Annotated in this window: 16 protein-coding genes, 1 pseudogene and 1 riboswitch; of the genes and pseudogenes, 2 read left to right on the top strand and 15 right to left on the bottom strand. The window is 63.6% G+C overall.

The genetic code is table 11. The features are described from left to right. Window positions 1-46: 46 nt before the first annotated feature. The 13 genes from CQ12_RS39975 to CQ12_RS39915 form a co-directional block, all read right to left on the bottom strand. Window positions 47-1147 carry an alkene reductase gene (locus tag CQ12_RS39975; RefSeq protein WP_057840719.1) on the bottom strand — a complete coding sequence of 367 codons (1101 nt, stop codon included), beginning with the start codon at window positions 1145-1147 and terminating at the stop codon, window positions 47-49. Between the two features lie 285 nt (window positions 1148-1432). Next, window positions 1433-1978, bottom strand: coding sequence for an SPFH domain-containing protein (locus CQ12_RS39970; protein ID WP_157088782.1), 546 nt, complete (start codon window positions 1976-1978; stop codon window positions 1433-1435). A gap of 492 nt (window positions 1979-2470) precedes the next feature. Continuing rightward, entirely contained in the window at window positions 2471-2704 is a 234-nt protein-coding gene (locus tag CQ12_RS39965) for a helix-turn-helix domain-containing protein (RefSeq protein ID WP_057840728.1), read from the bottom strand. Between the two features lie 237 nt (window positions 2705-2941). Then, entirely contained in the window at window positions 2942-3379 is a 438-nt protein-coding gene (locus tag CQ12_RS39960; RefSeq protein WP_057840717.1) for a hypothetical protein, read from the bottom strand. Beyond that, on the bottom strand, window positions 3376-4095 hold the full coding sequence (locus CQ12_RS39955) for a DUF2846 domain-containing protein (RefSeq protein WP_198164396.1): 720 nt from the start codon (window positions 4093-4095) through the stop codon (window positions 3376-3378). The genes CQ12_RS39960 and CQ12_RS39955 overlap by 4 nt, the downstream gene beginning before the upstream one ends. 117 nt (window positions 4096-4212) lie before the next feature. After that, window positions 4213-4605, bottom strand: a complete 393-nt coding sequence (locus CQ12_RS39950; RefSeq protein ID WP_057840715.1) for a nuclear transport factor 2 family protein — start codon at window positions 4603-4605, stop codon at window positions 4213-4215. A 115-nt stretch (window positions 4606-4720) separates the two neighbouring features. Then, the gene (locus tag CQ12_RS39945) at window positions 4721-5119 is read right to left on the bottom strand and encodes a hypothetical protein (RefSeq protein ID WP_057840714.1); all 399 of its coding nucleotides are present in this window, start codon (window positions 5117-5119) and stop codon (window positions 4721-4723) included. A gap of 25 nt (window positions 5120-5144) precedes the next feature. Beyond that, complete coding sequence (gene thiC, locus CQ12_RS39940; RefSeq protein WP_057840713.1) at window positions 5145-7058, bottom strand: phosphomethylpyrimidine synthase ThiC; 1914 nt, start codon at window positions 7056-7058, stop codon at window positions 5145-5147. A gap of 179 nt (window positions 7059-7237) precedes the next feature. After that, on the bottom strand, window positions 7238-7846 hold the full coding sequence (locus CQ12_RS39935) for a thiamine phosphate synthase (protein ID WP_057840712.1): 609 nt from the start codon (window positions 7844-7846) through the stop codon (window positions 7238-7240). Further along, window positions 7833-8615 (bottom strand): thiazole synthase, encoded by a 783-nt coding sequence (locus CQ12_RS39930; RefSeq protein WP_057840711.1) that lies wholly within the window; start codon window positions 8613-8615, stop codon window positions 7833-7835. Before CQ12_RS39930 ends, CQ12_RS39935 begins: the two co-directional genes overlap by 14 nt. Window positions 8616-8760: 145 nt before the next feature. Further along, window positions 8761-8958 carry a sulfur carrier protein ThiS gene (gene thiS, locus CQ12_RS39925; RefSeq protein WP_057840710.1) on the bottom strand — a complete coding sequence of 66 codons (198 nt, stop codon included), beginning with the start codon at window positions 8956-8958 and terminating at the stop codon, window positions 8761-8763. After that, complete coding sequence (locus CQ12_RS39920; protein ID WP_057840709.1) at window positions 8949-9962, bottom strand: FAD-dependent oxidoreductase; 1014 nt, start codon at window positions 9960-9962, stop codon at window positions 8949-8951. The genes thiS and CQ12_RS39920 overlap by 10 nt, the downstream gene beginning before the upstream one ends. Continuing rightward, window positions 9950-10079: riboswitch (TPP riboswitch) on the bottom strand. Its footprint overlaps the gene before it by 13 nt. A gap of 102 nt (window positions 10080-10181) precedes the next feature. Beyond that, window positions 10182-10712, bottom strand: a complete 531-nt coding sequence (locus CQ12_RS39915) for a lytic transglycosylase domain-containing protein (RefSeq protein ID WP_057840708.1) — start codon at window positions 10710-10712, stop codon at window positions 10182-10184. Between the two features lie 353 nt (window positions 10713-11065). On the opposite strand from CQ12_RS39915, the gene CQ12_RS39910 reads away from it, so the two are divergent. Next, complete coding sequence (locus CQ12_RS39910; RefSeq protein WP_057840707.1) at window positions 11066-11260, top strand: hypothetical protein; 195 nt, start codon at window positions 11066-11068, stop codon at window positions 11258-11260. Here CQ12_RS39910 and CQ12_RS39905 read toward each other — a convergent pair. Both CQ12_RS39905 and CQ12_RS39900 read right to left on the bottom strand, forming a co-directional pair. After that, the gene (locus tag CQ12_RS39905; protein WP_057840706.1) at window positions 11224-12600 is read right to left on the bottom strand and encodes an ATP-binding protein; all 1377 of its coding nucleotides are present in this window, start codon (window positions 12598-12600) and stop codon (window positions 11224-11226) included. The two genes, CQ12_RS39910 and CQ12_RS39905, sit on opposite strands and share 37 nt — an antisense overlap. A 2-nt stretch (window positions 12601-12602) precedes the next feature. Beyond that, window positions 12603-13340, bottom strand: a complete 738-nt coding sequence (locus CQ12_RS39900; RefSeq protein ID WP_057840705.1) for a response regulator — start codon at window positions 13338-13340, stop codon at window positions 12603-12605. Window positions 13341-13538: 198 nt separating this feature from the next. Between CQ12_RS39900 and CQ12_RS39895 the strand changes: the two are divergent. Then, window positions 13539-13898 (top strand): annotated as a pseudogene (locus tag CQ12_RS39895) (hypothetical protein); the annotation flags it as partial.

Raw genomic sequence — 13898 nt, 5'->3', positions numbered from 1 at the left:
ATTGCTTCGCTACGCTCGCAATGACGGGGAGAGAGCGTCGTTCCCGTTACTCCGCCGCTTGCGCTGCTCCTAGCGTCGGATAATCCGTATATCCCTTGGCGCCGCCGCCATAGAACGTATTCTTGTCCCACTCGTTCAGCGGCGCGCCCTTCTTCAGGCGCTCGACCAGATCCGGGTTCGAAATGAACGGTTTGCCAAACGCGATCAGATCGGCGGCGCCGGCTTCGAGCACCTTCGTCGCGAGATCGAAATCATAGCCGTTGTTGGCGACATAGGCTCCGCTGAAGCGCTTGCGCAGTGATGCATAATTGAACGGCGCGATGTCGCGTGGGCCGCCGGTTGCGCCTTCGATGACGTGGATGTAGGTCAGCTTCAGCGCGTTGAGCCCGTCGACGATGTGATCGAACAGCGGCTGCGGATTAGAGTCGGAAACATCATTGGCCGGCGTTACCGGCGAAATGCGGATGCCGGTGCGTTCGGGGCCGGCGACCGTGGCGACCGCCTTCGACACTTCCAGCATCAGTCTGGCGCGGTTCTCGATTGAGCCGCCGTAGGCGTCGGTGCGCTTGTTGGTGCCGTCCTTCGCGAACTGGTCGAGCAGATAGCCGTTGGCGCCGTGGATCTCGATGCCGTCGAAGCCGGCGGCGAGCGCGTTCTCGGTGCCGCGCTTGAAGTCGTCGATGATCCCTGGAATCTCGGAAAACTCCAGCGCGCGCGGCTCGGAGATTTCAGTGAAGGTGCCGTTCACAAAGGTCTTGCCCTTGGCGCGGATCGCTGACGGTCCCACCGGCTTGCCGCCGCCAGGCTGCAGCGTGGTGTGCGAGATGCGGCCGACATGCCAGATCTGGATGAAGATGCGGCCGCCTTTTTCATGCACGCGGTCGGTGACCTTGCGCCAGCCTTCGACCTGCTCCCTGGAATAGATGCCGGGCGTATCCTGATAGCCCTGGCCCTGCTGTGAGACCTGGCTGGCTTCGGTGATCAGGAGCCCGGCCGAGGCGCGCTGGCCGTAATAGTCGACTGCGAGCGGGCTCGGCACCATGCCGGGAGGCACCGCGCGGTTGCGGGTCAGCGGCGCCATCGCGAAACGATTGGGGAGCGTCAGGGGGCCAAGCTTGAAGGGCTCGAACAGTTTGGTCTGGCTCATGTCAGGGATGTCCGTACTGAATGACGATACGGGAAAATTGGGCATTGCCGCCATTTGTGCAATCCCGAAAGCCATTCGGCTTGCGCAGACGAGCTGCGCGGGGCCTCAAGCGTTGTGGGGTATCGCGCTGCGGCCCGGGCGCCAGCGTAGAAAGAATCCATTCGAAATTGGGAGCGGCGCAGCATGGCCGCCTCCTGTCGGGTGCCGTAACGGCCCAACGGTACTCCAGGCGCCCCGGTCCCGGCACGGGCGTGCCCGATCGATCGGCCAACGAGCCCGGCGCGATCACATCGCAGCGAGTGCGCCTTTCTCAGCCACGCCGCCTGAGGCGCGCGCCGCCAGGCCCGTTCGCCTGTTGTCCAGCTCGATGGCCGGCCCGGCGGTTTCGACCTGCATCAGCTCAAAGGTCAGGCATTCGCAACCGATCGAGCGGAACACCTGGTTGGCCGCTTTCTGAACGCTATGGCTGAAGCTCTGGTGGTCAGTCTGAATGTCGAGTCGCGGCTTGCGGCTGCACATCGCCTTCACCACCGATTGCAGGCGCATGCAGATCTCGTCCCGGTAGTTCTGCGTGCTCTCGAACGAGGCCCGGGGATCGACGATCTGGGTCCGCGCGACATAGATGAGGCTGACGGCAAAGCTGTCCGCGGAGACCGCGTTTTGCGTCAACCGAAACACCTCGGTGCGCAGGTCGATCCGCGCCAGTTGGCGGCCGTTGGCGCGGACATTGTGCCGGCCGGGGGTAAGCGCTTTTTCAAAGCGCCCGTTACGATAGAGCAGGACGGTTTCGAACTGCCGGACACAGACCTGCTCGAAGCCGAGCAGCGCCATCGTTCCCTTCCTGAACAGCGTTGAAATCCAGGCCCAGGCGCCGGCGATTACGGCAATGACGATCAACGAGAATGCTATCGAGCCCAGGAGTTCACCCACGTTTTCCCTTCCCGCCACCCTTCTTTGTCTTCTGGCGACTGCGATTCCTGTTCTTCTGTTGGCTTTCCGTACGTCGAAAATAAGTCATCGTCATTTCAATCTCGACGGGTAAACAAAAAATAATCGGAGTGTGGCTTCGCGATTTGATTTTCAAATAGGCGTATGGTTCCGCCCGATGGTGCGCTGAAGCATAGTCATGGGCTATGAGGTCGTGCCGCGACGAATCACCGTCATCCCGGCGCATGCGGGGATCCAGTACGCCGCGGCTCCTCGATTCAACCACCGGTGTCACTGGAATAGTGGGGCGCCACGCCGCGCTCATGATGGTGGGCACGCTTCCGCCTTCGCTCCCCAGGCCACGACGGGACAAGGTCGCTTTGCTCAGCCTTCGCTCTAGTTGTGGGCGGGTATGTCGACCCCATCGTTCCCGTACTGCCGGATCTTGTTGCGCATCGTGCGCACCGAAAGCCCGAGCAGGCGCGCGGCATGGGTGCGGTTGCCGTGGCAGCGCGCCAGCGTCTGCAGCACGAGCTCGCGCTCGATCGCCTCGACTGTCGAGCCGATCAGCATCGGCACGATCTCGTGGGGCGACGGGCTTTGAAAATCCGATAGTGGAACTTCGGTCATCGGAACGCAGTCCGTGCCGAGATAAACGTCAAAATACTCACGGGGCATCAACACCTCCCGATCGACGCTTGCTCCGAAACGCGGAGCAGAAACATCAGGAATCACAAGCCCTCCAGCCGCAGGGAAGGGTGGGCGCGAATGGTTAATGAAAGATTAATAAGCACGGAAAAGTTTTGTCAATTAATCAATACACCCTGAAGTATATGTTCGGTAGCAGGCAGATAATCGCGATTGCTGCTACGCTCGCGGACGCGCGAGCGCCTTTATGAGTTCGGGGAAGGGGGAAAGATCGGAGCAACTTTCCATTCCCATTGCGACCGGTTTGATTTGCCGATCTTCAAATCTGACGACCCAGTTGTCGCGAACGACGATCCCGAACGGATTGTCGCGGAACACGGCAATGCAAACCGCCGTAAATGTTCCGCCCCTAAGCAGACCTCCCCACCGTTCATAGGGTTTGGAAATCTTGGCGTCGCGCACCACGTAGCGATTCCGCGTCCGGATATATTCGGCGATCAACTGCCGGTAATTGGTCGGCAGCGCAGCGGCCGGCGCTGCGCTCTGCTTTAGCGCACCGGCTTTTCCGTTTTGCGCGAGAACGTCGCGAGCACCGAGAAGCGTGGTGAGGCAGAGGGCTAGCGCAGCAAGCGCCGTATTGTTCGCATGATTGATCATTCGTCAGGTTGATCGGAGAGCAAGCATAGCTCGTAGTTAACCGTAGGCGTAATCACCTCGACAGCGAGACGGTCGCCAAATGGTGGATGATGTTTCGCAGATCCTCGCTGCACAGCGTCGAATATTCCTGCACGTCGCTTTCCCTCATCCTGTCCATGCCGCTTCGCTATTGAGTCTTGGCGGAATTGAGTTGCCTGAATTCGGGGCGGCGCGTCGTTCGCTGCAGCGGCCTGTACTGAAAACGTACTGTGAGCGACCGCGGTCCTCTGCGGGACGACGACCGATCCGACCATCGTGTAGCTGTAACCGGCATCTTCGCCCCAGCGCTTGGGCAGCAGGTAGTAGGACTTCCCGGCCTCCACCACGAATTCAGCGGGATGCGGCACTCCCGAGATGACGCGTGTCCAATACTCGTTTGGCGAACCGACGCTGTGCCGGCCGGGTGGCAGTTCGACGGTCGCGTACTGCCCAGGAGGAAGCGACGTCAGCCGCTTGCCATCGACCTCGATCGGAAGCGCAAATACGCTGGTGTGAAAGGTAAAGGGGCGTCCGATGTACACGGTTGCGTAGCCGGCCCTGGGCGTAACAGGGACAAAAGTTGCCGCAGCCCCAACTGTTTGATTGTGCACTGTCGAACAGGCGGTAAGGAGATTGAGCGCCAGCCCGGCCGCAAGCAAACGCGCGGATCGAGCCGACGCGACATTCAAAAATTTCACAACGCCCCTCGTCCCCAGAGCTGAGCGGGAAGTGCAGCTCTGCGAACATTTTGGCCAGGCTCGCGTGCAAGTCAAGGTAATCAATTGGCTTGAGTGCACGCGTTGCGTTGGCGGCAACTATCGGGCGTAGGCCCCCGCGATCGCGGTTGTATCGGTATATTCGCGAAACCGGATGATCTGCCCGTCGCGCACCTCGTGCACCTGCACCCATTCGACCGCCCATTCCCTGCCGGTCGCCTTCACCAGAAAACGCTCGCTGCCGAACACCGCAACCGTATCGCCATCGGCGATCATGCGCGTCACCCTGAATGCCCTGACCTCGACCGTCGAGCGTATCCGCTCGAAGAACTCCCGCGCGCCGCTGCGGCCGAGCCATCGCCCTGCGAACGGAATCGTGTCGGGGCCGGAAAATTCCCACACCGCATCGTCGCCGATGACGTCAAGCGCAGCATCGAGATCGCGCCGCGCCAGCGCGTCGTAGTGCGCCTTCACCGTGTCGATAGCGGGCATCGTCTTTCCTTGGTCGGAGGAGGGGAAGCCGAGGGCCGTAGCCCGCATGAGCGTAGCGATATGCGGGACGACTTAACCCGGATGTCGCTGCGCTCATCCGGGCTACGCCTGCTCGTTACCGCGCCGGCTCCTTCGCCCGCTCTTCCGTTGCAACCGATTCCGCAGGCTTGCTCGAACGCACCATCAAAAACGTCCCGGAGACCGCGGTGCCCGGCAGCTTCCAGCGCCCGTCGATTTCCGTCGCCTCGGCATTGACCGTGCCCTCATAGGAGACGGTGGCGTAGCCGTGGCCCGGCGGCTCGTAGCGTTTGACGAACGAGACGGTGCTGCCGGATCGATGGCCCGCGATCGAGGCGTTGTGGGTGCTGATCGGGCAGCCGGGGACGGTGCAGGGTTCGGTCACGTTTCCTGTGAGCGCGCTACCGGTTTCGATGAGCGTCGCCAGAAACGTGACCATTCCTACCTGCTGCTGAACAAAGGTGCCGTCCCAGACACCGGTCAGACTGTCGGTCATTGCTTTCAGGATGCGTATGCCGTTCTCACAGCACCCGGTTGCTCTCCTTCACCTTGTCCGCATCCAGATACACACTCGATCCCATTTCCTTGAACTTCTGCGACATCGTCGCCATGCCGTCCTCGATCACGCCGGACATCGACATGCCGACGCCGGCGACCGCGCGCTTGTCGGGATCGTTCAGCGTCGCCGCATAGTCCCGCACGTCCTGCGTGATCTTCATCGAGCAGAACTTTGGACCGCACATCGAACAGAAATGCGCGACCTTGTGGGCTTCCTTCGGCAGCGTCTCGTCGTGGAAGTTCTTGGCCGTATCCGGATCGAGGCCGAGGTTGAACTGGTCGGTCCAGCGGAAGTCGAACCGCGCACGCGAGAGGGCGTCGTCGCGCAGTTGCGCGGCGGGGTGGCCCTTGGCGAGATCGGAGGCGTGCGCGGCGATCTTGTAGGTGATGACGCCGACCTTGACGTCGTTGCGGTCGGGGAGACCCAGATGCTCCTTCGGGGTGACGTAGCAGAGCATGGCGCAGCCGAACCAGCCGATCATAGCCGCGCCAATCCCTGAGGTGATGTGGTCGTAGCCCGGCGCGATGTCAGTCGTCAGCGGGCCTAACGTATAGAACGGGGCTTCGCCGCATTCCTTGAGCTGCTTGTCCATGTTGATCTTGATCTTGTGCATCGGCACGTGGCCGGGGCCTTCGATCATCACCTGGCAGCCCTTGTCCCACGCGATCTTGGTCAGCTCGCCGAGCGTCTCCAGTTCGGCGAACTGCGCGCGGTCGTTGGCATCCGCGATCGAGCCGGGGCGCAGGCCGTCGCCGAGCGAGAACGAGACGTCGTACTTGCGCATGAGGTCGCAGATCTCGTCGAAATGGGTGTAGAGGAAGCTCTCCTTGTGATGCGCCAAGCACCACTTCGCCATGATCGAGCCGCCGCGCGAGACGATGCCGGTGACGCGGTTGGCGGTGAGGTGGATATAGGGCAGGCGCACGCCGGCGTGGATGGTAAAGTAGTCGACGCCCTGTTCGCACTGCTCGATCAGCGTGTCCTTGTAGAGCTCCCAGGTCAGTTTGACCGGATCGCCTTCGCACTTCTCCAGCGCCTGGTAGATCGGAACGGTGCCGATCGGAACCGGCGAGTTGCGCAGGATCCATTCGCGGGTGGTGTGGATGTTGCGGCCGGTCGAGAGGTCCATCACGGTGTCGGCGCCCCAGCGGATCGCCCACACCATCTTGTCGACTTCCTCTTCCACCGAGGAGGTGACGGCGGAGTTGCCGATATTGGCGTTGATCTTGGTGAGAAAATTGCGGCCGATGATCATCGGCTCGAGTTCGGCGTGGTTGATGTTGCAGGGGATGATGGCGCGGCCGCGCGCGATCTCGCTGCGCACGAACTCCGGGGTGATGAAGGCGGGCACCGCGGCGCCGAAGCTTTCACCATCAGCCAATGCCGCTTCCGCGCGCTCGAGCTGCTGCTTGCGGCCGAGATTTTCGCGCTCGGCGACGTAGATCATCTCTTTCGTGATGATGCCGGCGCGGGCGAATTCGAGTTGCGTGATCTTGTGACCGTCGAGGCCGCGGATCGGCTTGTGATGCGCGGTGAAGGCCTTTGCGGCATGCGAGGCACCGACATTGCCGTTGTCCTCCGGCTTGATCGCGCGGCCCTCATATTCCTCGACGCCGCCGCGTTCCTTCACCCAGGCGAGACGGTTGCGGGGGAGGCCGGCGTTGACGTCGATGGTGACGGAGGGGTCGGTGTAGGGGCCGGAGGTGTCGTAGACGGGAAGATTGGGCTCGCCCGCGGCTTCCGAGAGGATGATCTCGCGCAAGGGCACGCGCAGGTCGGGCGCGGCGTCGGGGGTGGCGAAGATTTTTCGCGAGGAGGCGAGCGGGCCGGTGGTGACGGCGGGGAGCGTGGTGTCGGGATTGGAGCGGATGTTCATACTGTATCCTCCGTTATGTTCTGTCTGTTTTTTTCGTCATTGCGAGGAGCCAACGGGTCGGCGCGAAGCGCCGCCCGATGACAGGCTCCGCGACGAAGCAATCCATTGTCACCGAGTGTGCGGCGCCAATGGATTGCTTCGCTTTGCTCGCAATGACGGTTGATGGGTTCGTAATCATCTCACGCGGCCTTCGCGCTCTGGCCCAGCCATTGCCGCACCCGTGCGTCCGGATCGGCATTCTGGGTGACGTCGCTGACGACGGCGATCGAGTCGGCGCCGGCCGCAAAAATCTCGACTGCCTGTTCGAACTTGATGCCGCCGATCGCGACCAGCGGGATGTCGCCGATGCGCTTCTTCCACTCGGTGATCTTTGGAATGCCCTGCGGCGCAAACCGCATCGATTTCAGCGTGGTCGGGAAGATCGGACCGAGCGCGATATAATCGGGCTTGGCGGCGAGCGCGGTCGCCAGCTCCTCGTCGTCATGGGTGGAGATGCCGAGCGTCAGTCCGGCTTTTCGGATCTCGTCGAGGTCGGCGTCGACGAGATCTTCCTGACCAAGATGCAGATGCTGGGCGCCGGCGACGATCGCCGCGCGCCAATAATCGTTGACGACGAGTTTGGTGTCGGTGCCCTTGATGGCTTCGAGCGCGTCGGTGACGATCTGCAGCGCCTCCGATTCATTGAGGTCCTTGGCGCGCAGTTGAATCGTGCCGACGCCGAGCCGCGCCAGCCGGGCCACCCAGGCGACGCTGTCGACTACGGGATAAAATCTGTCAGGATACGGCATGCCAGAACGGGGTCCCGATCACAGGGGTTGAGGGGGAGGCGAAGTCGCGGGCTTCCATCAGGCCGGCTTCGTAAGCGGTGCGGCCGGCTTCGACGCCGAGGCGGAACGCATTCGCCATCGCGACCGGATCGGCGGCCTTTGCCACCGCGGTATTGAGCAGCACGGCGTCGTAGCCGAGTTCGAGCGCGTGCGCCGCATGCGAGGGCGCGCCGAGGCCGGCGTCGACCACCAGCGTGATGTCCGGCAGGCGCTCGCGCATCAACCTCAAGGCGTCGCGGTTGGTGATGCCTTTTGCGCTGCCGATCGGCGCGGCCCATGGCATCACCACCTTGCAGCCGGCGTCGACCAGCCGCATCGCGACGGAAAGATCTTCGGTGCAGTAGGGGAACACTTCAAAGCCGTCCTTGATCAGGACGGAGGCCGCTTCGACCAGACCGACGACATCGGGCTGCAGCGTGTCGTTGTCGGCGATCACTTCCAGCTTGATCCAGGGCGTGGAGAACAATTCGCGCGCGAGCTTTGCCGTGGTCACCGCCTCGCGCACGCTGCGGCAGCCGGCGGTGTTCGGCAGTACGGTGACATCGAGCTCGCGGATCAGCGACCAGAACGCATCCCCGCTCTTGCCGCCGGCGGCCTCGCGCCGCAGCGACACGGTGACGATGTTGGCGCCCGATGCGCGGATCGCGTCCTGCATGATAGCGGGCGAAGGATAGAGCGCCGTACCGATCAGGAGGCGGGAGGAAAAGGTTTTGCCGTAGAAGTTCAGCATCAGGATTCTCCGTCATTCCGGACGGTCCGCGCAGCGGACCGATCCGGAATCTCGAAGTGAAGTGCGAGTGTGTATCCTCCAGATTCCGGGTTCGCGCTGACGCGCGCCCCGGAATGACGTGCAAGCCAATCACGCATCATCACCATCACCCTCCCTGCCGCGGCGTGATGATTTCGATCTCGTCGCCGGCTTTCAGCGCAGTCTCAGCCCAGCGGCTTTTCGGCAGCACGTCGTAATTCAGCGCGATGGCGAAATGCGTGCCTTCGTATTCGAGTTCGCTGAGCAGCGCGTCGACGCGCGTCGAGGCGATCTCGCGCGGCTCGCCGTTGACGGTTACACGCATCGCATCACCTCATTGTCGATGGCGCCGCGCTGGACATAGGCGAGCGTTGCTTCCGCGAGCGCGGGCGCCAGCAGGAAACCGTGGCGGTAAAGCCCGTTGACGGCGATCTTGTTCTTGCCGGCCGTGATCCGTGGCAGATTGTCGGGGTAGGCGGGACGGAGGCCCGAGCCGAACTCGACGATGCGGGCTTCGGCGAAGGCCGGGTGCACGGCGTAGGCGGCGCCCAAAAGCTCCAGCGCCGAGCGGACGCTGACGCCGGTGTCCTCGGCCTCGATCGAGGTCGCGCCCAGCATGAACCTGCCGTCGCCGCGAGGGATGACGTAGAGCGGCCAGCGTGGGTGGATCAGCCGCACCGGGCGGGACAGCTCGACCTCTGAGGTTTCGACGACGATCATCTCGCCCTTGACGCCGCGCAGCTCGGGCTGCTCGTCGCGCGCGGAGAGGCCGCGGCAATCGATCACGATGCCGTCGAGATTTTCCGCGCTGGCATCGCTGTCGAACTTGATGGTGCCGCCGGCCGCCTCGATGCGGGCGTGCAGCTCGGGCAGCACGCGGCGCGGCTCGACATGGCCTTCACCGGCGTAGAACAGGCCGCTGCGAAAGCGGCCATCCAGCGACGGTTCGAGCTCGCCCAACGCCTGCGCGTCGAGCCTGACATGGCCGGTGGTGAGTTTGGCAAAGCGTTCGAAATCGGCGCGGTCGCGCGCATGCGCCACGACCAGCGAGCCGTTGAAGGGGGTGTCGGGAAAATGCTCGCGCCACAGGTCGAGCGAGCGGATGCCGAGCCGGCCGATCACGGGCTCAGAGGCCTCGGCCTCGCACCAGGGCGCCAGCATGCCGCCGGCCCAGTGGCTGGTGGAAAGCGTCATATCGGCGTCACTGCGCTCGTACAGGGTGACGGCATGGCCGGCCTGGGCGAACAGCAACGCCTGCCATGCGCCGGCAATGCCCGCGCCGATGATGGAAACGGGGGAATCCCCGCGCAGATCTGACTTCTGGTACATCCCTGTCCCTTCGCCGGCATGACCCGGATCAGGTTCAAAGGGTCACCGCGGTCTTGAGCCAAACTGCCCAAGCTTGCGGTATCTCAGCTCCTCGTCGGAGCACCCCTCGGAACAGGTCTAATGTAGGGCGTTGGACGGAGGTGTCAACAACACCCCTCGTCATGCCCGGGGCCTGGCCCGGGCATCCCTGCTCTTCCGCGCGATGGAAGCAGATGACGACTATTGGGCGGGAACCTGCAGCGCGTTGGCGTCGGCGGGCGTTCTGGCCGCCCGGACCGGTGCGGCGACGATTTTTGGCGCTGCATCGCTCGCCAGCACGGGCGCGATCTGCAGCGGCTTTTCCTGGCGCTGGCGCTTTGCGGCGTAGTAATAGCCGCTCGCATAATAACGCACGGCTCGGTTGTGGTCGCCGCCCGCGGCGCGGTAGGCGCCGGCGAGGTATTTGATGCCCCAGGCGAGGTTGGTAGAGGGATCGCGCAGGCCCGCGGCATCGCCGGTGTAGCCGAGGCCACGCGCGGTCGGCAGCTTGATCTGCATCAACCCGATGGTGCCGCCGCGCCCGACCAGGTTCGGATGATATTTGCTCTCGCGCACGATCACGCGGTGCACCAGCGCTTCCGGAACGTTATTGGCGGCTGCGTGCGAAGCGACCATGCTTTCATATTGCGCGCGGCTCTGCGCGTTTGCACCTGATGAAACGAACAGTGCGGCGGTGGTGGCGAGCCAGACGAATTTCGGAAAACTTTTCATAAAAACGATCTCGGCGATGGAACGATGGCTTGTCTCCGGTTAGTTCCATCTGCGGGCCAAGATGTGGCGAAAAGCGGACGACATCGCGGCGAGATATCTGCGCCGCGCATGTGTTAACGAACGGCGTGCATGACGCCAACGTTGTGCATGCAATGCATTGCGTCGCGCGACGCGAACTGAATCTGCGTCACGCGGACGCGCGAAGAATGTCGTGCAAAAGTCGCAGTCAAGGTGTAAAGAAGACGCCGCGACAAAATCCAAGCCAATTTCATTCCGACAGCAAACCTGTCCCATTCAACGACATTAAAAAGCGAGACGTCATTTACGACGTCCGAAGTCTAGGGAGATGCGCCATGGCTCGACTTGACAGCAGTTATTTGCCTCGCGGAAATCCCTGCGCCCAGTGCGGCAAGCCGATCGCGAGACCCGATTGGGTCGAGAGCAGTCAGGGCCGCACCTCCTTCCTCTGGTTCTGCCGCGCCTGCGACTATCGCTTTGAGGCGATCGCCATCTACGAGGAAGCCGATCCCGACGCGCTCGCAGCCTGACGCGACCATTTAGCCGCGGAGCTGCCGCTGTTCTGATGCGTCGGCAATTGCATGCGCACCACGAGCCCATGCGGCTGCCGGTCGTGCAGCGACAGCGTCCCCCCATGCGCCGTTGCGATCGCGTTCGTAATCGACAGGCCAAGGCCGAAGCCCGCCGCCTCATCCATGTTGCGGGCATGGTCGCCGCGCACGAACGGCTCCAGCATGGTTTGCTTCTGCGCATCTGAAATGCCGGGGCCGTCGTCCTCGACATCGATGGTGAATTGATCCGGCGAGATGCGAAGGCGGATCACGGCCTCGGCGCCGAACCGCACCGCATTCTCCACCAGGTTGGTGACCGCGCGGTGCAGGTCGTCCGGCCGCACGGTCGCCATCGCATGCGCGGGACCGTCATAGGCAACCCTGCGTCCGAGGTCGCTGAACTGGTCGGTGATGAGCTGCAGCGAGCTTGCGATGTCGACCAGCGTCATCGCCTCCAGCCTGCGGTCGTTGCGCAGGAATGACAGCACCGATTCCAGCATCGCGCGCATCTGGTCGAGATCGGCGAGCATGCGGTTGCGATGGGTCTCGTCCTCGATGAATTCCGAGCGCAGCCGCATCCGCGTGATCGGCGTACGCAGATCGTGGCTGATGGCGGCGAGCATCCTGGTGCGGTCGTCGATCAGGCCGGTGATGCGCTCGCGCATCCGGTTGAGCGTTTTGGCAACGGAGCGGATCTCTTCCGGCCCGCGTTCCGGCAGCGGCGCCGTCGCCCCGTCGAGGCTGAAGCTTTCCGCTGCCTTTGCAAACGATGACAGCGGCGCGGTCAAGGCGCGCGCTGCCCACAGGCCGAGCAGGGTGACGCTGATGACGGCGAACAGTAGCGTCATCATCGTGGGGCCGCCCATGAAGGGCGGTCGGCGGTCGACGGGCATGTTGACGGCGATCATCGCGCCATCCGGCAGCGCGATGCCAAGTCGTCTGGTCTCGCCGCTCGGCGGCAGGGTGAACAGGCGATAGGTGTGGCCGAGGCGGCGATGCAGGCCGTGCAGCCCACCGCCCTCCGGCTCGCGCGCCGCCGGCGGAGTATCAGCGGCGAGCAATTCGATGCCGAGCTGCGGAAAGGTTCGCGCGATATCGGCCGACAGCCGCGGCCGTTCGGCGGCCGGCGCCGCGCCGAGCAACTGCACGGCGGTGGCGAGCTGGGCGTGCCCGCGGTCATGCACGGGATCCGGCGGCTCCGGCCGGTTGATCACAAAGCTCGCGGTGATGATCGCATGCAGGGCGACGATCGAGACGATCACGAGTGCTGCGATCTGGCCGCTGATGCGTCGAAGGCTCAGGAAGCCGAACAGCTTCATGATCAGGTGCCGGCGGCGGATGCGATTTCCACCTTTGGGGTGAACATGTAGCCGCCGGAGCGCACCGTCTTGATCATGGTGGCTTCCTGCGGATCGGGCTCGATCTTGCGGCGGATGCGGCTGACCAGCACGTCGATCGAGCGTTCGAACGAGCCGGCGTTGCGCCCTTGCGTGAGGTCGAGCAGGCTGTCGCGCGACAGCACGCGGCCAGGCCGCTCGCAGAAGGTGCGCAGCAGGTCGAACTCGGCGCTGGTCATGGCGACGCGCGCGCCTTCGGGATTGCGCAATTCCCGCATCCGGAAATCGATCCGCCAGCCGGCAAAGGACAGCGCGGTTGCGCCTTCGGTGGCGCTGGCGGTACGCCCCGCCGCCTGCCGGCGCAGCACCGCGTTGATGCGCGCCAGCAATTCGCGCGGATTGAACGGCTTTGCGAGATAGTCGTCGGCGCCCATCTCGAGCCCGAGTATCCGATCGACGTCCTCGCCGCGCGCGGTCAGCATGATGATCGGCGTCTGCGACTCCGCGCGCACCTTGCGGCAGAGGGTGAGGCCGTCCTCGCCGGGCAGCATGACGTCGAGGATCAGAAGATCGACGCGGCGGTCGGTCATGGCGCGCGCCATCTCGCGGCCATCGACGGCCGTCGTGACGTTGCAGGCGTTGTTGCGCAGGTATTTTGCGATCAGCGTCCGCGTTTCGCGGTCGTCCTCGACGACGAGGATGTTGGGGATTGCCTGGGCCATGCCGACCTTTTGTCCGTGATTCGGGCGTGTGGGCGAAGGATTTTTGTTTCCGGATGTTTCTGTATGGCCCCTGGTAACACCGGGCAACAGGCGAGGGGCGCGCTGAAAAGACCTCGTTAAGACCGCCAATCCTACGTTCGCCGCGTCCGATGCGTTCCCGCGAGTAACCGAATCACCCGACCAATCTCTGGAGCTATCATGACCTCGATCTCGGCGGCCTCCATCAATCCCCGTCAGTCGCCTCTGCAGATGCTGCAGAATGAGTTGTTGTCCGAAGTGAAATCAGGCGCCATCAGTTCGTCCGATCAGGATGCGTTGTCGGCGGCGCTCACCGATATCGATTCCGCCATGCAGGCGAGCCGCGCCAGCGACCAGGCCAGCGGCACGCGGCCCTCGCCCGACGAGCTCAAGTCCAAGATCGACGATCTGATTGCAGGCCAGGTCTCCTCGGGCAAGCTGACCAGCGATCAGGCCACCGAGCTGCAGGGCATCTTCAAGGCCGCCTTCGCCAACGGCCCCGGCGGCGCCGGCGGTCCCGGTGGAGCGGGCGGCCCGCCT

The sequence above is a fragment of the Bradyrhizobium jicamae genome (assembly GCF_001440395.1).
Lineage (GTDB): Bacteria > Pseudomonadota > Alphaproteobacteria > Rhizobiales > Xanthobacteraceae > Bradyrhizobium > Bradyrhizobium jicamae.
The sequence above is the reverse complement of the archived record's forward strand: the minus strand, read 5'-3'. Positions and strand labels throughout refer to the sequence as shown.

Bases quoted from the DNA above. Each gene is read 5' to 3' on its own strand.
- CQ12_RS39965 (WP_057840728.1), bottom strand. From the start codon at position 2,704: ATGACCGAAGTTCCACTATCGGATTTTCAAAGCCCGTCGCCCCACGAG.
- CQ12_RS39910 (WP_057840707.1), top strand. From the start codon at position 11,066: ATGGCTCGACTTGACAGCAGTTATTTGCCTCGCGGAAATCCCTGCGCC.
- CQ12_RS39905 (WP_057840706.1), bottom strand. From the start codon at position 12,600: ATGAAGCTGTTCGGCTTCCTGAGCCTTCGACGCATCAGCGGCCAGATC.
- CQ12_RS39950 (WP_057840715.1), bottom strand. From the start codon at position 4,605: ATGCCCGCTATCGACACGGTGAAGGCGCACTACGACGCGCTGGCGCGG.
- CQ12_RS39915 (WP_057840708.1), bottom strand. From the start codon at position 10,712: ATGAAAAGTTTTCCGAAATTCGTCTGGCTCGCCACCACCGCCGCACTG.
- CQ12_RS39975 (WP_057840719.1), bottom strand. From the start codon at position 1,147: ATGAGCCAGACCAAACTGTTCGAGCCCTTCAAGCTTGGCCCCCTGACG.
- CQ12_RS39960 (WP_057840717.1), bottom strand. From the start codon at position 3,379: ATGATCAATCATGCGAACAATACGGCGCTTGCTGCGCTAGCCCTCTGC.
- CQ12_RS39945 (WP_057840714.1), bottom strand. From the start codon at position 5,119: ATGACCGACAGTCTGACCGGTGTCTGGGACGGCACCTTTGTTCAGCAG.
- thiC (WP_057840713.1), bottom strand. From the start codon at position 7,058: ATGAACATCCGCTCCAATCCCGACACCACGCTCCCCGCCGTCACCACC.
- thiS (WP_057840710.1), bottom strand. From the start codon at position 8,958: ATGCGTGTAACCGTCAACGGCGAGCCGCGCGAGATCGCCTCGACGCGC.
- CQ12_RS39930 (WP_057840711.1), bottom strand. From the start codon at position 8,615: ATGCTGAACTTCTACGGCAAAACCTTTTCCTCCCGCCTCCTGATCGGT.
- CQ12_RS39935 (WP_057840712.1), bottom strand. From the start codon at position 7,846: ATGCCGTATCCTGACAGATTTTATCCCGTAGTCGACAGCGTCGCCTGG.
- CQ12_RS39970 (WP_157088782.1), bottom strand. From the start codon at position 1,978: ATGGCGCTGCTCGGCTTCGAGCAGGTCTGTGTCCGGCAGTTCGAAACC.
- CQ12_RS39900 (WP_057840705.1), bottom strand. From the start codon at position 13,340: ATGGCCCAGGCAATCCCCAACATCCTCGTCGTCGAGGACGACCGCGAA.
- CQ12_RS39920 (WP_057840709.1), bottom strand. From the start codon at position 9,962: ATGTACCAGAAGTCAGATCTGCGCGGGGATTCCCCCGTTTCCATCATC.